The sequence below is a fragment of the Bacteroidota bacterium genome (genome assembly GCA_013696965.1).
GTDB lineage: Bacteria > Bacteroidota > Bacteroidia > JACCXN01 > JACCXN01 > JACCXN01.
The window spans coordinates 1-18,909 of the sequence record JACCXN010000003.1; the positions used below are offsets into that span (position 1 = coordinate 1).

At 34.0% G+C, this 18,909-nt stretch carries 18 protein-coding genes; 7 read left to right on the top strand and 11 right to left on the bottom strand.

All coding sequences use genetic code 11. From position 1 onward, the window contains the following. The coding region (locus tag H0V01_00045) for a KaiC 1 (GenBank protein MBA2581752.1) at positions 1-343 on the bottom strand (343 nt) is incomplete at its 3' end. Positions 344-921: 578 nt separating this feature from the next. Between H0V01_00045 and H0V01_00050 the strand changes: the two genes are divergently transcribed. Continuing rightward, positions 922-1,074 (top strand): hypothetical protein, encoded by a 153-nt coding sequence (locus H0V01_00050; GenBank protein ID MBA2581753.1) that lies wholly within the window; start codon positions 922-924, stop codon positions 1,072-1,074. Positions 1,075-1,255: 181 nt separating this feature from the next. Here H0V01_00050 and H0V01_00055 read toward each other — a convergent pair whose 3' ends face one another. After that, on the bottom strand, positions 1,256-3,127 hold the full coding sequence (locus H0V01_00055) for a PAS domain-containing sensor histidine kinase (GenBank protein MBA2581754.1): 1,872 nt from the start codon (positions 3,125-3,127) through the stop codon (positions 1,256-1,258). A 229-nt stretch (positions 3,128-3,356) separates the two neighbouring features. Between H0V01_00055 and H0V01_00060 the strand changes: the two genes are divergently transcribed. The 3 genes from H0V01_00060 (at position 3,357) to H0V01_00070 (ending at position 5,550) form a co-directional block, all read left to right on the top strand. Then, complete coding sequence (locus tag H0V01_00060; GenBank protein ID MBA2581755.1) at positions 3,357-3,908, top strand: ATP-binding protein; 552 nt, start codon at positions 3,357-3,359, stop codon at positions 3,906-3,908. A 178-nt stretch (positions 3,909-4,086) separates the two neighbouring features. After that, on the top strand, positions 4,087-4,431 hold the full coding sequence (locus H0V01_00065; protein MBA2581756.1) for a toxin: 345 nt from the start codon (positions 4,087-4,089) through the stop codon (positions 4,429-4,431). A gap of 507 nt (positions 4,432-4,938) precedes the next feature. After that, entirely contained in the window at positions 4,939-5,550 is a 612-nt protein-coding gene (locus tag H0V01_00070) for a fumarylacetoacetate hydrolase family protein (protein ID MBA2581757.1), read from the top strand. A gap of 83 nt (positions 5,551-5,633) precedes the next feature. Here the strand turns inward: H0V01_00070 and H0V01_00075 are convergent, their stop codons facing one another. From H0V01_00075 to H0V01_00110, 8 genes are all read right to left on the bottom strand, one after another. After that, on the bottom strand, positions 5,634-7,313 hold the full coding sequence (locus tag H0V01_00075) for a S8 family serine peptidase (GenBank protein MBA2581758.1): 1,680 nt from the start codon (positions 7,311-7,313) through the stop codon (positions 5,634-5,636). Continuing rightward, the gene (locus H0V01_00080) at positions 7,310-7,990 is read right to left on the bottom strand and encodes a hypothetical protein (protein ID MBA2581759.1); all 681 of its coding nucleotides are present in this window, start codon (positions 7,988-7,990) and stop codon (positions 7,310-7,312) included. Before H0V01_00080 ends, H0V01_00075 begins: the two co-directional genes overlap by 4 nt. 56 nt (positions 7,991-8,046) lie before the next feature. Beyond that, the gene (gene mnmA / locus H0V01_00085) at positions 8,047-9,138 is read right to left on the bottom strand and encodes a tRNA 2-thiouridine(34) synthase MnmA (GenBank protein MBA2581760.1); all 1,092 of its coding nucleotides are present in this window, start codon (positions 9,136-9,138) and stop codon (positions 8,047-8,049) included. Next, positions 9,138-9,854, bottom strand: a complete 717-nt coding sequence (locus tag H0V01_00090) for a toxin-antitoxin system YwqK family antitoxin (GenBank protein MBA2581761.1) — start codon at positions 9,852-9,854, stop codon at positions 9,138-9,140. The genes mnmA and H0V01_00090 overlap by 1 nt, the downstream gene beginning before the upstream one ends. A 170-nt stretch (positions 9,855-10,024) precedes the next feature. Further along, the gene (locus tag H0V01_00095; GenBank protein ID MBA2581762.1) at positions 10,025-10,567 is read right to left on the bottom strand and encodes an HAD family hydrolase; all 543 of its coding nucleotides are present in this window, start codon (positions 10,565-10,567) and stop codon (positions 10,025-10,027) included. Beyond that, positions 10,567-10,719, bottom strand: coding sequence for a hypothetical protein (locus H0V01_00100; GenBank protein MBA2581763.1), 153 nt, complete (start codon positions 10,717-10,719; stop codon positions 10,567-10,569). The genes H0V01_00095 and H0V01_00100 overlap by 1 nt, the downstream gene beginning before the upstream one ends. A 1-nt stretch (position 10,720) precedes the next feature. Next, the gene (locus H0V01_00105) at positions 10,721-12,148 is read right to left on the bottom strand and encodes an aminopeptidase P family protein (protein ID MBA2581764.1); all 1,428 of its coding nucleotides are present in this window, start codon (positions 12,146-12,148) and stop codon (positions 10,721-10,723) included. A gap of 72 nt (positions 12,149-12,220) precedes the next feature. Next, positions 12,221-12,460: a 50S ribosomal protein L28 gene (locus H0V01_00110; GenBank protein ID MBA2581765.1), complete on the bottom strand. Its 240-nt coding sequence runs from the start codon at positions 12,458-12,460 to the stop codon at positions 12,221-12,223. Positions 12,461-12,784: 324 nt separating this feature from the next. Here H0V01_00110 and H0V01_00115 point away from each other — a divergent pair, with 324 nt between their 5' ends. Next, positions 12,785-15,493: a hypothetical protein gene (locus H0V01_00115; GenBank protein MBA2581766.1), complete on the top strand. Its 2,709-nt coding sequence runs from the start codon at positions 12,785-12,787 to the stop codon at positions 15,491-15,493. Positions 15,494-15,604: 111 nt separating this feature from the next. Here H0V01_00115 and H0V01_00120 read toward each other — a convergent pair whose 3' ends face one another. Beyond that, entirely contained in the window at positions 15,605-16,864 is a 1,260-nt protein-coding gene (locus H0V01_00120) for a competence/damage-inducible protein A (protein ID MBA2581767.1), read from the bottom strand. Between the two features lie 105 nt (positions 16,865-16,969). Between H0V01_00120 and H0V01_00125 the strand changes: the two genes are divergently transcribed. After that, a complete protein-coding gene (locus tag H0V01_00125; protein MBA2581768.1) occupies positions 16,970-17,695 on the top strand; it encodes a DUF4197 domain-containing protein in 726 nt (241 codons plus the stop codon). A gap of 255 nt (positions 17,696-17,950) precedes the next feature. Beyond that, a complete protein-coding gene (locus H0V01_00130; protein ID MBA2581769.1) occupies positions 17,951-18,907 on the top strand; it encodes a hypothetical protein in 957 nt (318 codons plus the stop codon). Positions 18,908-18,909 lie beyond the last annotated feature (2 nt).

The following is an 18,909-nucleotide window of genomic DNA, read 5'->3' on the forward strand; positions in this document are numbered from 1 at the left end:
CCTGTATGTCTTTGCGCTCTAAAATAACATGTTCGAGAAGAATCTTTTTCCGCGAAACAAGTTCTTGCAAATCCAAATTGAGCGAAGCCACGTCTTTATAAAGTTCATCTTCTGTTTCTTCAAATGACATGAGAACGCCCGGCTCGTTGAAATCGGTGGCACCCTTGATTAGAAAATCAATCCCAAAAAGAGTTTTGCCAGCGCCGGCATTTCCGGTAATTAAAGTGGTTCTGTTTTTCGGGAGCCCGCCTTCGGTAACTTCGTCAAAACCTTTGATGCCGGTGGGGCATTTGGGTAATTTATTACGATTCGTGGTGATTTTTTTCTTGGTTGTTTTTGTCATTTGATTTCGTTTATTTTTTATTAAAATGAAGTCTTCTCCGAAATTTTTTTCAGAAATTTGGAACAGCTTAAAGTTGCGAGAACACCTGTTACCGTTAGGATTGTTTTAGTAGTTCTTTTCATTATTTATAGATTAAGATTTATATTTATTCAGTATGCTGTTGCCCAGTTTTTACGACTGTTGAACTTATAATTATGATCAATATTCAGTTTTTGATTTCCAATTTTAAAAAAAATTTGGAAAAATTTATTTGCTAAATGACGTTTTTATTTCAGTTCAAATGCAATTCGAGGTTTAACAAGTTCCGTTCCTCTAAAGTATTTCCTGTTTATTTAAAGGTAGAGAGAGAGGTAGAGAGAGAGAGAGAGAGTTTCAGGAGTTCTAGTAAGAAAATTTTTGTACAGATTACGGCTTATGAAATTTGGTACAATGTTTTATAAAGGATATTTTTTTACACAAATTGGGGAATTTCAGTAGCATAATATATGCGTTCTAAAAAGTATTCCAAATCAAGAATAATAGCTGAAATCCATTCGAGGAATATCTATTAATTTTTGAAGGTAAATCCAGTCTAATGTATGGAAGAAAATGTTCTTCCTTTCTTAGCTGAGGCAGCGGACTTTATTAATAAACAGGAAGGAGAGATTTGGGTTGAAAGTGAGGTAGGAAAAGGAACTACTTTTCATTTTACCATACCAATTGGAAAATACGACCTACACAGCAACACTTAAAAAGCACCCCCACAACCTTTCCCGACCCATGGGGAAGCAACCGCACCTGCCCCAGAAAGGGGAAAAGAGAAAAAGGGAAACCGGATTCAGGACGCTTATTTTTCACCACTATTTAATCCCGACATCTTAAAATCAGCACACTCCATGTTAGGAGTGAAATATTGGTAATCAAAATTATTCTCTAACAGAGCTTTTGATTGGGCAAATCAATTATAATGGCAGTTCCTTTTTGCAGTTCGGATTTCATTTTTATGTTTCCGCCCAATTTCTTTACAACCTCTTTAACTATATACAAGCCCAGGCCTGAACCTGTGCTTTCCTGTGAGGCTCTGAAAAACATTTCAAATACTTTTTTCTGGTACTTTTTTTCAATACCAATGCCGTTATCTCTAAAAACAATGTGAGCGAAATCCTTATCAACTTCAATTTCAACAGTAATGCATGGTTTTTTTTCGGCAGGATCGGAGTATATTATGGCATTTGAAATAAGGTTGTTCAGTATGATGGATATGCGCCCCCTATCAGAAATAAAAGGGATTATTTGATTTGATTTTACATCCAGGCTGATTTTTTCTGCGCCCTTCATATAGGAATAATTTTCCCATGATTCCGCTATAAGCTCCTCGAAATTAATGAGCGAGGGTTTTATTTCAAGCCTTGAGTTTCTTGAGTATTCAAGAATGGTTTTAATGAAATCGTCCAGTCTTTTAACTGCGTTACTGCCCTTGTTTATCAATATCTTTTGTTGTGCCTGCTCCTTTACATCTTCCATTATATTAAAAAGACCCATAATATTAGTAAGGGGCGCCCTTAAATCATGGGATATGCTGTAAACAAAGCGGTCAAGTTCTGCGTTTATTTTTTTCAGTTCGTAGTTGTTATCCATTAATTGCTGCTGCCATAGCTTTTGTTCTGAAATATCCCTTAAAAAGGCGCTGAAACTGTATTTGCCCGATATGAGGATAGGCGAAATGGCCAATTCTACAGGAAATTCGGTTCCGTTTTTGTGCATTGCCGTAATTTCAATCCGTTTATTTAAAAGCTTTTGTTCACCGGTTTTAAGGAAATGTTTTAATCCTTTCCTGTGAGATTCCCTGTAAACAGGCGGAACTATTAAATTGCTCATGAAGGCGCCTAAGGCTTCTTTTTGGCTATACCCGAAAATGTGCTCAGCCTGCTTGTTCCAGCCAGTTACCTTTCCTTTATCATTCATTTGTATAACAGCGTCAAGGGCTGTATCAATGATTTTACTTGTTATTTGTTCATTTTCATATAGTTTCCTTTCCGCTGTCTTTTGGCCTGAAATATTAATATACATGCCATAGTAACCAAGCAAAATCTCATTGGAAATAAGCAGCGGATACTTTACTAAAAGCACATCAATGGGCTTTTTATCCTTTGTTTGCCGTACCGTTTCCATCTGAATTTTTTTCCTTTGTTGCAGCTTTTGATAAATTCTCCTATATTCTTCCAGCCTTTCTCCCGGAACAATTATATCCAGTTTCTTTCCCCTTATTTCTTCTTCTTTAAAAAGGAACAGTTTTTCAAAACCCGCGTTGACTTTAATAACCCTGTCATCCGGATCACATAGGGCAATGGCAAATGGGGAGGCGTTAAAAAGCACATCAAAGTGATATTTCTGACTTTCTATTACCGCCTGGGCTTTATTCATTTCTGTAACATCCGTAGCAATTTTAAGTATGGCGGTAATATTGTTAAACTTTATAAGCGTGGCTACTATATAAACGTCAATTATTTCGTGGTTCCTGTTTATATTCCTTAAGGTGTATCCTATGTCATTGTCTGGTTTTACTTTCCTTATTGCTTGTTCAACTTTATCATAGTCTTCAGTGGGAACAATGTCATTAAAATGTAGTTTTAACAGTTCTTCATTAGTATAGCCAAATAGTTTTTCTGCCGCAGGGTTGGCTGCCAGAAACCTTAAATCCTCTAATTCAATAATAAGCATGGGTAAGGGGCTTTTTTCAAATACAACCTGCGACCACATTTCGTTATTATTTCCGTTATTATCTCCCTTATTGCTATCCATCATTATTATTGCTATCCTTAATTGTATGTTAATTAATTTAAAGATAATCACAGAAATGATAAAAAAGAAATTTTATTGAAGAAGTTGCCTTAAAAATTCATTTGAAATATTTTCAAAATCCCAAATCCCAAATCCCAAATCCCAAATCCCAAATCCCAAATCCCAAATCCCAAATTCAAAATCCAAAACCCAAAACCCAAAATTGCTGCTCATAAAAACATTACCATAAATAATGAACCTCCCCTTGGATATAGAAATTTTTGCTGACACTTTGATGATGGAGTCCATCTTGCAAAATCTTATATCCAATGCCATTAAGTTTACCCCTGATGGTGGTTACGTTTCAATAAAAGTAAAGGTTAAAGAAGATGAAGAAGGTTTAATAGAAATAAGGGTTAAGGACTCAGGGATTGGAATGACTGAGGAAATCAGAAAAAGCATTTTTGATGAGCGCAAAACAATAACAACTCAAGGCACCAGAAAGGAAGAAGGCTCTGGGGTTGGGGTTAAACTTGTAAAAGAATTTGTAAGAAAGCAGGGAGGCTCTCTTTGGGTAGAAAGTGAAACCAGGAGAAGGAAGTTGCTTCGCTTTTTCTGTACCTCAGGCAAAAGGAAAGATAAGTTCCCAAAGGACAAAATTTTCAGGTTTTTAATAAAGGATGGGCTCATTAGCATGTTATCTGGCAGGAGCTGTATGAATACCTCGAGGAGCAGATTACGGTCGATTTTGGCAATAATACCCCTACTCAATTCCATTTTGCCTTTAATTTACCGAACTATTTGACTAATTGAATTTTGTCAACTGCTTTTGGAATAATGCTTTTGAGGAATGGTTGGCAAATCTGTAAATTTTGCTTAAATTCACTTTATCATTGAATTTTGTATATTAAAATCTATAATATCAACTTTATAGTTGCGTTTATTAAAAAAATGGCATTAGCTTTGCAGCGTAAAACAAAAAAATGAGCATTGAAGCAAAAGTAAAGTCATTTTTAAAAGACTTTAAGGAAAAGAAGTTTTGGGATGTGCTCTTTAGAGACGACAGGGGCAAAAATGCACAGGCGCTGATCGATTTGGAACTTCGCCCTTTGGAGCGAAAAGCAATGCTGGAGGGCCTTGAAACAAAAGACTACAGCGAAGGGCCTCTAAAAGAAATACTGTATGGAGGTGCCGCTATGTGGGTATTTGGCAAAACAATACGAAAAAAGGAAGTTTACATTAAAATTACAATGGGTGCAATGGGAAGTAGCGTAATCTGTATTTCCTTTCACCTTGCTCAATACAAAATGCAGTATCCTTTAAAATGAAAGCTATGAAATTGCCAACAGTATACAAAACCGCGGGTGAATAAAGTGCGAAATTAAAGATTCGTGAATACAATTAAAAAATAATTATGGATGAACAATTCCAGCGACAACGAAAAAACAAATTATACACATATGAAATAGCCATGCACGAACCGTTCACAAACAGCAATGAATATAACATGGCGTATTCCATATGACATTTAAAAAAACAATTATATACATATGAAATAGCCATGCACGAACCGTTCACAAACAGCATTGAATATAACATGGCTATACCAAATGACAGTTAAAAAACAAATGCTTTAGCATTCTTGAGTTCCTTAAAGGAAAAATTAAAAACGAATAAATTATATACATATGAAATAGCCATGCACGAACCGTTCACAAACAGCAATGAATATAACCTGGCTATCCCGATAAATCGGGATGCCATTTAAAAAACAAATGCTTTAGCATTCTTGAGTTCCTTAAAGGAAAAATTAAAAACGAATAAATTATATACATATGAAAATTATCTGTATTGGCCGAAATTATGCTGAACATGCAAAGGAACTTAGCAATGCTGTACCAAAAGAGCCTGTTGTTTTTTTAAAACCAGATACTGCATTACTAAAAAACAGGCAGAGCTTTTATTATCCTGAATTCTCCAGGGAAATTCACCATGAATTGGAATTAGTTATAAAAATAAGCTCCCCAGGTAAAAATATAGAAGAGAAATTTGCACACAAATACTACTCAGAAATAAGCCTGGGAATAGATTTCACTGCCCGTGACCTGCAACAAGAATGCAAAGAAAAAGGATTACCATGGGAAAAAGCGAAAGCTTTTGACAGTTCTGCTCCCATAGGGGCTTTTGTCTCTAAGGATTCTTTTAATGATTTAAAGGATCTTAATTTCCATCTTAATATAAATGGCAATACCGTGCAAAAGGGAAATTCAAAGGATATGATTTTTACAATTGATTCAATTATTTCTTATGTTTCTAAATTTTTCACTTTAAAAAGAGGAGATCTTATTTATACCGGCACACCAGCTGGTGTAGGCCCAGTTAAACAGAATGATCTTTTAGAATGTTTTCTTGAGGGAAATAAATTATTGTCATTTAAAGTTAAATGAATTTATTTTTTTTCTCTTTTTGCAAAGAAAAAACCGCAAAATCAGGTAACAGGATAACGATTGATTTTAGAAGAAAAAAAAAATTAATGTTTAATTATTTTATGGGATTTACGTCCAGAAGGAGAATTATAAATCAATAAATAAAGTCCTGAACTCCATTTTTCACTTTCATCTAAAGTAAATCGACTGAAACTATTCTTCCCGCTTTTAAACTCTTTACTAAAAACATTTTTACCGGAGAAATCAAAAACTTCAATTTTTATTTGCTGTTCCTCTTTTGAAAAATATTCCAGAGTCAATGAATTACTAAAGGGATTAGGAAAGGAACGGAATTCATCATCCTTAGGTTTATTGAATGTAAAAGTATCAGAAATCAACAATGCAGCATTGTTAAAATCGGGAATTCCATGTCCGTAAAGTGAATCAGGGTTATTGTACAAATGGGCACTTTTTTCAATAGCCTCAAAAATTTCAGCTGCTGTTTTTAAAGGATTAACCTGCCAAAGGCAAGCAACAAGACCAGATATAAGTGGAGCTGAAAAAGAGGTTCCATTAGCCGGAAACACTTCACTTGAATGCACTGCAATTATGGTTCCCTGTCCCTGGGCGGTGATATTTGGTTTAACTCTTCCATCAAAAGTAGGGCCTATAGAACTAAAGAAAGCATACACTTGGTTTTCATCAACCCCGCCTACAGCCAATACTTTAAAGCCATCGGCTGGAGCACCAATGTATTTCCAATCAGAAGAACCTGAATTTCCAGCACTGTTAACAACAACTATTCCTTTTGAAGCGGCAATATCAGCACCAATGGTAATCCTGGTAGAACTCCCATTCATATCTGAATAAGTATGGTCAAAATTAGAATCATCAAAAGTTGTATAACCCAGGGAGGAATTAATTATATCAACACCGGCACTATCAGCAAATTCAGCAGCCGCCACCCAGTTGTCTTCTTCAAGGATATATTCTGATGCAGCATCTTCGGTTCTTAAAAGCCAATATTGTGCTGCTGGGGCTGTTCCGATAAGAAAGCCCGGTAACCAAGCCCCCATAACAGAAAGAACATACATTCCATGTGAATTATCTTCAAAAACCATGGTATCCCCAGTAACGAAATCTCTTGTACCAAGAATTGCATTGTTTTGCCATAAATTATTAAAAGCAGCAATGGTATCAACTCCGGAAAAACCAGCATCCAGAACTGCTATTATTTTTCCCTCTCCTGTAAATCCATTTATATGCAGCTTATGGCCACCAAGCATTTGAATTTGATTAAATGAAATACCATAGTTTAAGGAATCATTTGCTGTCTCAGCCATAAAACCAGTTCTTAATTGATCTGCATTTAGTTGATTAAGCAAAAATTTATTCTCTTTTTGGCTTTCATTTTTTAGTTTACCAACTACTTGAATCTTTTTTACAAAAGAAAAAGAAGCAATTGTATTAAGTACCAGGGAGTCATCCGAAGCAATAGTAATGGCATTAAACCATTTTGAACGGTTTATAATACTTACGCCAGTGGCTAAAATACTATCTATGTAGGATGAGTTTAGCGGCAAATCGTTTTGCTCCAATGGAATTTGTTGCCTGCTTCTTCGTTCAATTGCCCTTGTGGAAAGAAAATCGGCTGGATTTGACAGGGAAAAAGAACTGTTGTTTTTATCCGTAAACTGAATCCAAAATTTTTCAGGAGATATCTGTGCCGGTAAATTCAGGCAAAGTAAAAAGAGGAAAATAAACAGAAGCTGTTCTTTTTTCATTCTCCGTAAGATAAGATATTCTGATTAAACTTAAAACCTCTTTTAATTGTTCCGTTTACCTCTGTTTCAATATCAATTACTTCTTTGTTAATTAAACCTACTCCTGTTGCATACCTTTCCTTGTAATTTTTAGTCTCAATAAGATTGAATGATTCCACCTGCTGAACAGTTAATGTAGAATCAAAAGTTAAATTGTTAATGGTAAGAGAAGTATGTGTTTGGTTATATTGATAATCTTCAGCACCCAAATTATTAAAAGCATTCCCATCCCATATTTTACCTTTTCTTACAGGAAAAATTAATTTTACAAATTTGATGTTTTCCTCTACTTTTTCAGCCTTTGATTCCGTACTGGTAGAAAACCATACATCGGAAAGTTTCCAGTTTACATTGGCGGATTTTCTTGTAAATCGCAGAATCCGTTGAGAAGGCCGGCCGGCATTATCAGTAAAATGGGAATCAATTAATTCCTTTAATTCATATCGAATTGTATCGGTTCCGGTAATGTCGCTATAGGCAATTGAATCAATGGAGTAAATAACCCATTTACCTGGTTCAGTAGGAAAATAGTCATAACCTAAATAGGGTTTTTCTTGTTGATTCTTTTTACAGGCCGGAATAAAAAATAATACAAGAATAAATGCTAAAAAAAATAGAAAAGCAAAAAATTTCCCCATGTCGTTTAATTTTTTTTGATCCAGAAAATGAATCAAAATTCAAATTCATTATACCCTTATTTATTTATAAAACCGCCTCCAATAACATCATTTCCTTCATAAAAAACAGCAGATTGACCAGGTGCAATACCCATTACCTTATTATGGAAAATCACTTCAACCATTTCATCTGCATTCATATTTAAAGTACTCATTGTCCCAGGATCTTTATACCTGATTTTGGTCAATGAAAGTGTATCTTCCGGTAGTCTGTCATACTTCTGTAAATTAATGTTTTTCACCAGCATTGTTTGCTTTTCAAGCGCTTCTTTTTTCCCTAAGATAACGGTATTTGTTTCAGGAATAATTTCGGTCACAAACATTGGTTCACCAAAAGCAAGCTCGAGTCCTTTTCGCTGGCCAATTGTATAAAAGGGATAACCCTTGTGCTTACCAACAATAGTACCGTCAGCAAACATAAAGTTTCCTCCGTTTACTTTTTCTTCAAGACCCTCTACTCTTCTTTTGAGAAAACCCCTATAATCATTATCTGGAACAAAACATATCTCGTAACTTTCATTTTTATTTGCCAATTCCATGTAACCGTTTTCAATGGCTATTTTCCTGATATCACTTTTGTGATAACCACCAATGGGAAGCTTTGTTCTTTTTAGGCAATCCTGTTTAAGTCCCCATAAAACATAGGATTGATCCTTGTGTTCATCAATTCCTTTAGAAATTACATGCCTGCCATTTTCTTCCCTAATTTGTGCATAATGACCAGTGGCTATGAATTCACAATCCAATTTATCGGCTCTTTTAAGCAAGGCCTCCCATTTTATGTGGGTGTTACAAAGCACACATGGATTTGGGGTTCTTCCGGCCAGGTATTCATCTACAAAATTATCAATGATGTAATCACCAAATTCTTCCCTTATATCCAATATCATGTGATGGAAACCTTTTTTAACCGCAAGTATTCTTGCATCATTTATTGAATCCAAACTGCAGCAACCTGTTTCTTTTTTCGAACCACCAGAGGAAGCATAATCCCATGTTTTCATAGTGATGCCAATCACCTCATATCCTTCATCATGAAGCATCATAGCAGCAATAGAACTATCAATTCCACCACTCATTGCAACCAATATTTTACCGTTTTTGCTCATTATTGTTTTTTGTCTTCTTCAGGCTCAATTAACCGGTCATTAACAAACTTTTTAGTTGATTCAATTTTGCCATTGTCATTATAAAAAGTCCATGTTCCTTCTCTTTTTCCATTTATGTAATTTCCTCTAATGCTTAATTTACCCTCCGAGTTGTAATAACTAACAGTACCTTCAATTAAACCATTAATATACTTGCCCTCAACTTTTGTTTTTCCATTGGAAAAATATTCTTTCCATAACCCGTTTTCCTTGTCATCCATCCATGCTTGCTCAGAAGCTGTTTGTCCTGAGGGATAAAAGGTTTTCCATATACCGCTGTTTTTGTCTTTCAGATAAAATTCCTCTGAAACAATTAATTCTTCCTCATTGAAGTACTTCCAGGCGCCATCTTTTTTCTCATCAATATACAATCCAGTGGCTTTCATTAAGCCATTTTCATGATACATAATGGCCTTCATTTGCTTTCCATTGTTTGAATATTCGGCAAGTGTACTTAATTTGCCCGAAAGCGGATAATAATAACGAAAGGTTCCACTCGGTTTATCATCAACAAAATTACCTTCATAACGCGTTTTTCCATCCTTGTAATCTTTTTTCCATGGCCCTTGCTTAAGGCCTTTACTATCGGTTACATTTATGCTTTTGGAAGGATTTTGAGCCATTGAAGGCTGAAGGGCATATATTGAGAAGATTATAAAAAAATAAACTAATTTCATTAAAGATAAAATTTAGGACTTAAAAACTACTTGGAAATTAAAAACTTTTAACCCCCTGTTTCGCTATTATTTTAGGAGACAAAAATACAAAGAATAAACGAACGCTTACCTCAAATAGTATTATTTCAATTGTTTGGAATTAAACTAGTAAAACAAGGGAAATAAAAACTTTATAATGAATCTACCCAGTCTACAAGGCTTTCAACGGTAATACACACTTTTAAATCGGAAGGTAAAGAGAATGGATTTTGAGCAACAAAAACCAAATCCATTCCTAGTTTTTCACCAAATTGCATATCAGAAACTGAATCCCCAACCATAACTGATTTATGAAAATCAATTTGTGGAAAATCTACTTTTGCCTGATATGCCATTCCCGTGTTTGGTTTCCTGCAAACAGGATTTTCCTTGGCAAGAGCCGGGCAGTAATATATCTTATCAATTCTCCCTCCAGCTTCTGTAACATTTGTTATCATTTTCTCATGAATAAGCTCAAGGTTTTTTTCAGAATAAACACCCTTACCAATGCCTTGCTGATTGGTAACAAGGATTATTTTTCCGAAGATAGCTGAAAGTTTTGGAAGCGCTTGTAATACTCCCGGAATAAAATGAAATTCTTCCCAGTTTTTCACATAATCATTTTCTCGTTTTACATTTATTACCCCATCTCTGTCCAGGAATAATGTCCAAGATTTATCGTAGGTGGAATGCATTATGAAAACAAGTTTTTAAAGGTATTGGCAATTAAAAGGTTTACCTGAGAAATCACAGCAATTAAAGCATCCTTTTGGACTAATTCATCTTTAACTTCTATTGTTGAATTTATTCTTGAATTAATAAGCATGTTGATTTTTGCTTCCTCCATCTTATCTTAAAATTTTAAAAAGACTTTGCTCTTTCATAAGTCTTTCAATTTCTTCTATAGTTCTTGGGGCTTTTCCCGATAAATTTTCAGGCTGTCCTGATGTAATTAAAATATCATCCTCAATTCGAACACCGATGTTCCACCATTTAGGATCACATGGTGATCCGTAGGGAATGTAAATTCCAGGTTCAACAGTAATAACATTTCCAGGGGTTAAATTTCCGTATAAACCTGGGTCATGCACATCAAGGCCTAAATAATGAGAAGTGCCATGCATAAAATAAAGGCCAGATTCCATTGAATTTTTAATAATCCCTATTTCCTTCAATCTTTTTTGAATTACTTTTGTTGCCTCATTGTGCGGATCCCAAAACTTGTTACCTGCCCTGCAAGCAGTAATTCCAGCAGATTGGGCCTCAAGAACAATGTTATAAATAATCTTTTGCTCTACGGAATATTTCCCGTTAACAGGCAAAGTCCGGGTAACGTCTGCAGTATAACCATGGTATTCAGCCCCTACATCAATTACCAATAAATCATTGCTGTCTAAGGTTCTTCGGTTCGATGTATAATGTAAAACGCAGGCATTTTCCCCACCGCCTAAAATGGAGGGGAAGCCAGGATGCTCGGCTCCGGCTGTTTTAAAAAAATATTCAATAATAGCCTCCGACTGATATTCAGTCATTCCTGGCTCCAGGGCTTTCATTAATTCAATATGCGCACTTACCGTTGCATTTATTGCCTTTCGAAGAAACACGATCTCTTGGGCAAGCTTAACCTCACGAAGTTTGGCTGTAAATTCCTTAAGCATTTTATCATCAATAAAAGCCGCCTTTTCAATCTTACTCTTAAAATGCATTATTAAACTGAACAAATCACCTTTGTCCCTATTGTCATCTCTGATATCAACAGGAAAAGGTTTGTGCAAAATTCTATTAAACATGGAAAAATCGAATTCAAAATCCGCAAATTCATTGTTGATCTTTATTACTTCAAATCCCAATAATTTCTCTACCCCCACTCTTCCCATTCTTCTTCCATTCCACATTTCTAATTTGGAATTGCGTTCCTGAATAAAAATTATTTCATCCGTTTTAACAGAATCAATTAACTGCTTTTCTTTAAAGATCACAAGCATGGAATGAGGTTCCTTCAGTCCGGTTAAATAATAAAAATCAGGATCCTGGTGGTATTTAAAATCTACATCGTTAGACCTGTTTCTAATGGGATTTGAAAAAAATACAGCAACGGAATTCTCAGGTAACAATTCCCGTAAGGCAGCTCTTCTTCCTTTATGAAACTCCTTGCTTAACAAATCATTTTCATACTGATGGTATTTAACTTCAGAGCTATCAGGCTCAGTGGCACTTGCCTGGAAGGCCAGGCACACCAAACAAATCAACAGGAATAAATAGGAGTTGCTACGCATTGAATGATAAAAATAAAAAAAAACGTTGTTACAAGATAGTAACAACGTTTAAATTATAGGATTTTTTTATAATTACTTGGTTAAAAAGCCTTTTTCCTTAGCTTTTTTCAATACAGAAAGAATACCATTTTTATTAATGGTCCTTAAAGCAGATGTTGATACTTTTAATGTAATCCATCTATCTTCTTCAGGAATAAAAAACTTTTTCACTACCAAATTAGCTTTAAATTTTCTCCTGGTCTTTCTATGAGAATGAGAAACATTATTTCCTACTATGGCTTTTTTTCCTGTTAGTTCACAAATCTTAGACATAATTTCTTCTATTTTTCAAATTTAAAGTGCAAATTTCGCATTTTTTATCAAACAACAAAACTAAATTCATTAAAAATTATTGTTTTTTAAAAATTATCTATTCTTATAAATGCGTTTTTTTTAATCCTAGAGTGATTCAAAGGCTTACAATCACTTGTTTTTCATTTAACAAAGATATAAAAATAATAGTGCAAAAATAGATGAAGGCTCCTTGAATAAGATTATTCAAAGAAAAGATGATTTTAATAACTATTTATATATCTATCCTTTGTTTTGATATATCGTTATGCTATTTTTACCATTAAGTTTAATCCTAATTAATCCATGGAATACCTAAGAATTGCTGCTGCTCTTATTCTTTATTTACGCAAACAAATTTCTTATCCTACTGGGGGCACATGGATCGAATGGCGTGAAACAATTCTCCCTGTTTTGGAAAACCAAATTGATGCAGGAACAATAAATGCAGCTATAAATTCAGGTAAAATTGCAGCCGGTAAAATAAAAAGCCCGGAAACACTACACAATCTTCTATCAGATATTTCCATTGAAGATAGAATTAAGATAACAGAGATAATTTATTTGTTTAGAATAATTGATGAAAAACGAAACGATTATATTCCGGACACATTTAATGTAGAAGCCTGGGGTAAATTAATAAATAACCTGGGATTATCAGATGAACAAAACGAAAAAGCTAAACACAGGTCAAATGAATGGTATGAATTAAAAAAGGAAAACCGGTTTAAAACAAAAGTATATGTTCCGGCAAGCATTCTTCCAATTAGCCTTGATTTTTTATTAAGGTGTATTGTACTGTTTGCATTTCAGAGTTACGGTATGCTGGAGAATAAAAATATTGGCCCTCTTTTTATTTTCACGCAAGTTGTAATAATTCCATTGTTGATTGCTGCATTTGCCATAAGAAGGGACAGGGAAATTTCCCAATATGGTCAGTATTTAGTTTCAAAAATCAATATAAAAAACATTCAGTTTAAAATTAAGAACTCCGCGTGGCATTACCTGTTCATTTTTATTCTTACAGCTATAGGTTCATTTGTTCCCGTACTTTTTAGTTTTGAGGAATTACCATTAGCATTGGTAATTGCACTATTTTTTATCTACGGCATTTATTTGATGATCCTACAGACTAATTTTTCAAAATCAAAACCACAGTATAAACATATTAAACTGCAGTTAGAAGAAAAGGAGCATCAGGAGCTGTCAGGAGAATTAAATTCAGATCAAAATGATGAAGAAATCATCAATCTTGAGGTGAACCTGAAGGCCGAAAACGAAAGAATGGATGCTTATGTAATTGAAGCTGCATTATTTGGAGCACTTGCATTTAGCGGGTTTCTTCAAATAGTTTCAGCTGGTGATTTTTCTGTTGAATTCATTGATAGTTTTAACCGTCATGTTTTTTTAATTCTAAAAGCTATAGTTAATCCGGCGGGACAAAATGTGTATGATTCCTGTATTTTTATTTTTAGCAACAATGGGCTGATGGTTCTATTGTGTTACCAGGCGCTCTTTTGTTCCGTATTTTTTCTATCTGTAATTGGTTCAAGGCTCCGTTATAGTAAATTGACAGATTATGTTGACAGATATCTTCAACTTGCAAAATCACTTAATGAAAAGGAAGAATTCCTTATGCAAAAAGAAAATAAGAATAACTCGAAGGTAATTCTCTATAGCACTAAAATACAGCTCCTTTTACGCGAAGGATATAAAAAGCAGAATGAAATATTGCCCATTATGGAATTTATGAAATTCTTTAGAACACTTGGCATTTCTATGTTTTTTATAATCATTGTTACCAGTGGTTTATTTATATCTCCATGGCTTTCGGCAATTCTGTTTTTTGTTGCAATGTTATCTATGATTTATTTTATGCTGGGGAGTCTAAAAGCAGCAATTAAATCATTTTATATTACCATGCAGGAATTCTATTACAGGGTAGATAAACCCGTACACTGGATTTGTTGGAGTGTAATTATACTGGCATTAGTATTGAGAACTTTCAGATTACCATTAGGAGGTTTTATAATGGCAGCAGGTTTTATGTTCCTTTTTATTCATTATTTAATGAATTTATTTATCCCTATTATATTTGATTTTGACCATAAAAAAGCTGAGGATGCTTTCGGTTCTCATTCAAATTTTCAAAAAATTCTGGCCTATCTTTTCAAGATTGCCCTTGCAATTTTCTTTCTGGGTTTCATGTTTAAGGCCTTACACTGGCCAGGGGCAGGACCCTTGCTAATTGTTAGTATTTTAATGTTATGCGCATATTTCATTATGGTAAAAAAGGTTAATCATGGACCTTTATGGATAGGTTATCTGCTTAGCATTGCCATTAGCATGTCTTTTATCAATATAATATTCAAAATGCAACACTGGCCAGGAAACATGTATATTCCTTATGTTGCTATTCCACTTATATTGATAACAGGAGCTGTAACTTTTCTTAACCGTGATAAAATTCGCCCAATTTTTAAAAGAACAGTATATATTTTATGCTTTATGGCGGTAGCTTTTTATTTTAATTATACCCGTGAATCCATTATGCATCTTAATTTAAACTACGATATATATTTAACACAAAAGAAAAAAACCGATTTCATGAATCAATTTTATGATGGAAACGGTGGGATCCAAGACTATTTGGAAATGGAAAGTGATTCTGTTGCTAATTTCTTAAATGAATTTAATCAATTGTATGTACAAGTAGAGAGGGATCAAATTGATACACATTTATTGAATAAAGTTTCCTGGGATGTTTATGAAAATATAAACAATCCTATTGTATTGAATGCTGCAGTGAATTGGTCGGCCAAATCAATTGAAGGATACCGCAGTTGGGAATCTTTGGATACTTATGCCTCATTGCTATACAAGGTTGAAAGATATGAGGAGGCTAAACCTATTGCTGAAGAAGCTTTTAAACTTGGGAATCAACAAGACACAAAACTTCTTCTTGATAAGATTCTACTTAAGTTACAAAATACGGCAGACACACTTAAAAAGTAGAAGGAAAATACTATTATTCTTTTCGATTTTATAAACAGTGGGTTAATTTAAAAAAAGAAATCGCCTTATGGCCAAAGAGAATTCAGGCAAAGAAAAAACAAACAAACTGTTTTACAAGTCAATAAGGTTATTTTCCTTTACAATTTCCTTTCTCAGCATATTCAATGCTGTAAGTGAAGTTTTCAAAATGTTTCTCTCCCTGTTTTCCCCAAAAAGAAATTTCATGCTTATTGTATTTTTGGGAGAAGAAATTGCAATCCACACCGTACCAACAGGCTTTTCAGCAGTGCCTCCTAAGGGGCCGGCTATTCCGGTAACAGCAATGGCATAATCAGAATTGAATTTAATTTTGCATGCAATAGCCATTTCTTCGGCCACTTCCCTGCTCACTGCTCCATTTTGATTGATTGTTTCATTTTCAATGCCAAGTTCATTAATTTTAACCTGATTTGAATATGCAACAATAGATCCAATGAAATAATTTGAGCTTCCTGAAATAGAGGTTATAAGATGTGAAATATATCCTCCACTACAGCTTTCCGCAGTTGATACTGTTTTTTTACTTTCAGTTAATAAATTTCCAACAATTTCCTGCAGGGTTTCTCCATTATAGCCACAAATCCATTCGGGTATTAATTGGGTAAGCTGATTCGAATAATTTTTTATCGTTTCTTTAAGAACAATTTCATTATCACCCACAGATGAAAGTCTTAAACGCACACTACCCGGGGATGGCAAATAAGCCAGTTTTACATGTTCTGGCAAATTAAGCTCCCATTTTTCAATTGCTTGTGCAAGAACTGATTCACTTACTCCCTGTGTTAATATGGTTTTATGAATTACAAATGGAGCTTTGAATTTTTTTATTACCCTTGGAAGCACTTCATTTGTGAGTAAATATTTCATTTCATAAGGCACTCCCGGAAGCGAAAAAATCATTTTACCATTCTTTTCGAATAACATACCGAAAGCAGTTCCCTCGAGGTTCCTTAAAGGTGTGCAGGCTTCGGGAAGTTCTGCTTGTTTTCTGTTTTCTGAAGTAATTTCAATATTTCTGGAAGTGAAAATCCGTTCAATATTTTTATAGGCCTGTTCATTAAAAATTAACCTGGTTTTGAAATATTCACAAAGTGCAAGTTTTGTTTTATCATCACGTGTTGGTCCTAACCCTCCTGTAATAAGAATTAAATCAGCTCTTTTTTGAGCATTTTCAAGTGATTCAAGAATATGATCCTTCTCATCAGAAACAGAAGTTATTTGTTTAACCCTAAACCCGATTAAATTTAATTCAGCTGCAATCCAGGCCGAATTGGTATCTATTACCTGTCCTATTAGGATTTCATCACCAATTGTTATAATTTCGGCAAACATTTTTATCTATATAATTCATACTATATTTAATCCAAGAAGTACAAAAATAATAAATTGGCAGCATTGTTGTTAATGTGGTGTCCATAATCACTTAAAAATTAAATTATGAAAAAAATCATGCTAATTTTGTTTGGTATAACCTGTATCAGCAATGGGCTTATAGCTCAGATAAATCTCAACAATGCTCTTGACAAGTCGAATGATCTAATAAAAAGTGGACAAGTACCTAAATTAACGAATGATGAAGTTGTAAGTGGTTTAAGAGAAGCATTGACAGTTGGTATAAATAAATCAACGGCCTCTGCATCCGTTACAGATGGGTTTAATAAAAACCCAAAAATAAAAATCCCTTTTCCAAAGGAAGTAATTCAAGTAAAGACAACGGCTGAAAAATTAGGAATGAAGCCACAGGTTGATAAATTTGTTTTGTCTTTAAATCGCGCAGCAGAGGAAGCTTCAAAAGAAGCAGCACCGATTTTTATTAACGCAATAAAATCAATGTCGGTAACAGATGGATTTACGATCTTAAAGGGAGCTGATAATGCGGCCACAGAATTTTTAAATGATAAAACTTCAGCAGAATTAAGGGCTAAATTCAAACCAATTGTTCAGCAAGCAATCAATAAAGTTCAGGTTACCAAATTCTGGACACCATTAGCAACCAATTACAATAAAGTGCCTGGGGCCAAAAAAGTAAATCCTAATCTGGAGGAGTATGTAACACTTAAAGCTATTGAAGGTTTGTTCGTTCTTCTGGCTGAAGAGGAATTAAAAATAAGAAAAGATCCTTCAGCACGAATATCTGATTTATTAAAAAAGGTATTTGGGTGAAAATAAAAAGAATAAACCCATATTATCATACCTAAGAAGAAAAAGGAGAGATTAACAAAATGTTACCCCTCCTTTTTTTTTTTTGAGAATTTGAGTAATTGAGAATTAATGATATTTAGACATAAGCTCATTTCTATTATTTGTTCAAAGAAAATAGTTACATAATAACCACATATTAAAGAAATCCTTAGAAAAATATTTTGAACTTATAATTCAAAGAAGAAAATAATAACTTTGTATTTAAAGCTCATTTTAATGATGAATAGTACAAAGACTGGTATTATTTCAATACTAATTTCATTTATCCTTATTCAATTAGGCTGTACCCCTCCCCGATCAATAACTCAATCAGGTAAAGTTACTCCTCATAAAAATTTTAAAGTTGGAATAGATCTTTCTGCCAATATTCCAACACATTTTGTACAATCCCTTTACCGGAACACTGAAGGAATTGTAAATCCTTTAATGAAAAAAGATACTGTAATTTTAAATGAGAAACTCCTGAAATTGAATGAAACAGCTTTAGCTTATGCAGTTGAGCCCTTAGGTTTTGGTTACAATTATTACATTAGATATGGGGTATATAAAAGGTTTGATTTGGGATATAAATATGCATCGGGTACCCACACAATTGATGGAATGTACCAGTTTTTAGGATCAACAGGAACAATCGATAATCCGGGAGAAAAGGGAAACCATGGTAGTATTGGTATTCAGTATTCTTCTAAAAAATATGAACTTCCCAAATGGAGTGGATTAAATAAAGTGCAAAATTTAATTGGTTTTAAAATGCAACGCAAGGATTTTTTGATTCCTATTGTTTTTAGCATTCCTTTTGGAGAAGAAGAAAGCCTTGGAAACTTTTCATTTGGTTTGGTTTATTCACATACCTTTTTAAAATATGGTTTTGAAAATGAAAACATTTACGATACCACATACACCCAGGCACCAACAAATATTCAGTCTATTCACGATAAAAAAAATTATGCATCTTTTGGTGCTTTTTTCAACTTTAAAATTGGTTATAAATATGCTTATTTTCTTCCTGCATTTGCTTTGTATTACCAGGATTATGGAAGTTTTATGCTTTTAGATCAAAGCATGATCCGCTTTAAAGGACTTACCTTTGTTCCCTCAATTGGTTTGCAAATTAATCCATCTCAGATTGCCAGCAGCATAAAAAAGAAAAAACCAAACAGTAAAAAGAATTAATC